The organism is Sphingomonas sp. RIT328 (assembly GCF_000632225.1).
Classification (GTDB): domain Bacteria; phylum Pseudomonadota; class Alphaproteobacteria; order Sphingomonadales; family Sphingomonadaceae; genus Sphingomonas; species Sphingomonas kyungheensis.
Map to the genome: position 1 here is coordinate 1 of NZ_JFYV01000051.1, position 3,183 is coordinate 3,183.

The window sequence follows — 3,183 nt, forward strand, 5'->3', positions numbered from 1 at the left end:
CCGTCACCCGATCCCGCTGCGGAAGGCATACCGGCCCGACGGCACCTCGATCCCCGGCCGGCCGTCGCGGTCGACCACCGGCGCGAAGCGCGACGGAGCCGCTCCCGCCTCGTGCACGTCCGGCAGGAACAGGGCGGCGGTGGCACCCGGCGGGACCAGCAGGTCGAGGCTCAGCCCCGCACTGCCCTGCCGGCGCCAGCGCGTCTCGATCCGGCCGAGCCGCGAGTCGTAGCGCGCGCCCGCGCGCTCCATCCGCGGGTCGAGCACCGGTCGCACCGCGAAGCGGCGGAAGCCGGGTGCGGTCGGCGCGATGCCGGCGACGCGCCGGAACAGGAAGCCGACCACCGCGCCCAGCGCATAATGGTTGAACGAGTTCATCGACCGGTCGCCGGCATCGCTGTTCCAGCGTTCCCAGGTCGTCGTCGCGCCCTTGGCGATCATATAGCCCCAGGACGGAAAGTCGGTGCGCAGCAAGAGGTCGTAGACCAGCGCATCCTCGCCCGCATCGGCGAGCACGTCGAGGCTGTACGGCGTGCCGAGGAAGCCTGTCGACAGCAAGGTCCCGCGGCGCCGAATATCGGCGACCAGCCGCGCAACCGCCGGCCGGCGCTGCGCCGCGTCGAGCAGGTCGAAGCGCAGCGCGAGGATATAGCCGGTCTGCGATCCGTTGCCGATGCTGCCGTCGCCGCGCACGAAGGCGGTGCGGAACGCGCGCGCCAGATCGGTCGCCAGCGCGGCGTAACGCGCCGCCTCGCCCGCGCGGCCGCTCGCCCGCGCCATGTCCGCCATCTGGTCCGCGGCGGCCTTCCAGAAGGCGGTGCCGATCAGGTCCTTGGGCGTGGTCGGATCGCCCGGCTGCTTGGCGTCGAGCGCGAGCCAGTCGCCGTAATCGACGCCGCGCGCGTGCGACCAGACGAGGTCGGGATTGCTCGCCCGGATCGATGCGAGGAACTGCGTCATCGACGCCCAATGCTGGTCGATGAGGCTGGTGTCGCCATAGCGCTGCCATACCGTCCACGGCAGCGCGACCCCGGCGTCGCCCCAGCCCGGGGACGAGCCCGGCTCGGCGAAATGGTCGCGGCGCGCGACCGGGGCGATATCGGAATAGGCGCCGTCGTCGCGCTGGGCATCGCGCATGTCGCGCATGTCGCGCATGAAGCGCGCGGTGAAGGCGGCGGTGTCCATGTTGAAGCTCGCCGCGTCCCAGAAGACATGCGCATCGCCGGTCCAGCCGAGCCGCTCGTCGCGCTGCGGACAGTCGGTCGGAATGCCCATGAAGTTGGAGCGCTGGCTCCACCGGCTGTTGATCCACAGCCGCTGCGGCACATAGGCGGACAGCTGCAGGTCGCTGGTTTCGGGCAGGTCGGTGCGGATGACGATGCCGGTGATGTCCGCGGCGGTGACCGGCTGGCGCGCGCCTTCGATCTGGACGTAGCGGAAGCCGTGATAGGTGAAGCGCGGCTCGTAGCGTTCGACCGCGCCGTCGGTGGCGAAGGTATAATGATCGGTCGCATCCGCCGCGCGCAAATTGCTCTGGTCGACGCTGCCGTCGGGGTTGAGCAGCTCCGCGTAGCGCAGCCGGATCGTCTGCCCGCGCCGGCCCCTGAGCGCGATGCGCACCCAGCCGGCGACATTCTGACCGAAGTCGACGACGCTGGCGCCATCGGCGAGGCGGACGATCGCCTGCGGTCGCAACTGCTCCTTGCGGCGGATCGGCGGCACCGTCGCCGCGACCAGCGCCGCGGTCGCGGGCGGGGCGGGCTCGGCCGCGCTCCAGCGCGCGTCGGGCGTAAAGCCGGGACGGCTCCAGCCGGGCTGTTCGCGGCGCGCATCATAGGCTTCGCCGTCATAGATCGTCGCGCTGGTGATCGGCGATTCGGCGACCGACCAGCCCGGCCCGGTCGCGACGCGCACGACGCGGCCATCGGCGTAGCGGATCTCGAGCTGGCCGAAGAGGCGCAGCGGCGGCTCGCCGTAGGAGAAGCGGCCGTCGGGCGAGATATAGCTGCCGTACCAGCCGTCCGCGACATGGACGCCGAGGACATTGTCGCCGGGCACCAGCAGGTCGGCGACATCCTCGACGCAATAGAGGCAATGTTTGCGATAGTCGCTGAATTCGGGGCGGAGCAGCGCCGCATCGAGGCGCTTGCCGTTGATCTCCGCCTCGTACAGGCCGAGCGCGGTGAGGTAGAGGCGGGCGCTGGCGACACGGCCGGCGACGCGGAACGGCTTGCGCAGCAGCGTCGCCGCGCGCGCCGGCATCACCGCCTGTCCCGCGGCCGCGCTCGTCGGCGTCCAGTCGCTGTCCGCGTCGCCCGCGCGCCATCCCCCGCGCGGCGCGAGCGCGCTGTCCAGCGTCGTGCCGTCGAAGCGCAGCGTCCGGCCGTCGGCGAGCGTCGCGCGGACCAGCGCCGCCGCCTGCACCGGCGTCTCGCCGCGGCTGCGCGTCTCGATCACCAGCGCATGCGGTCCCGCCGCGGCGGAGGCGATCGCGCTGCGCGGTCCCGGCGAGCCCCAGCCGCCACGCTTGGGCGGGATGATCTCCTCGCCGTCGAGCCAGATGCGGCTGCCGGCGCTGCACGCGGTCAGCGCGGTCAGCGCCGCCGGCTGCGGCAGCGTGAAGCGCAGCCGGAACGCCTGCGTCGCGCCCGCCTTGCCGGCCGGGCCGACCCGCCAGCCGAGCCCGGTCGCACGGTCCTGCCGCTGCGCCGCCGTCTCCGCCGACAGCCATTGCGCCGACCAGTCCGACGCGGCGAGCAGCCCCATCTCCCAAAAGGCGACCGGCGAGGTCGCGGCGATGCCGCGCTCGTCCCAGGCCGTCACCCGCCACCAGACCCGCTGCCGCGCAGTGAGCGGCGTTCCGGCATAAGCGACGTCGAAGCAGCGATCGTCCGCGATCCGGCCGCTGTCCCACAGGTCGAACCGCCCCTGGTCCGCGGCGATGCGGCTCGACGCCACGCCGACGCGCCAGGCGGTCTGCCGCGCGCCGCGCCGGTCGCTGCGCAACTGCCACGACAGCCGCGGCGCGGCGCTGTGCAGCCCGAGCGGATCGACGAGGCCGTCGACCAGCAACGCCGCCACCGCCCAGTCCGGCGTCGTCGCCGCGGCGAGAGCCCCGGACTCGAGCGGCCACAAGGCCATACCCGCACCGCCCCCCAGCAGCACGGAACGCCGATTCGGCAT

At 73.1% G+C, this 3,183-nt stretch carries 1 protein-coding gene; it reads right to left on the reverse strand.

The window, feature by feature from the left end; genetic code table 11:
* Positions 1-3: 3 nt before the first annotated feature.
* On the reverse strand, positions 4-3,183 hold a 3,180-nt coding region (locus tag BW41_RS16730; RefSeq protein WP_037535846.1), incomplete at its 5' end, for an alpha-L-rhamnosidase.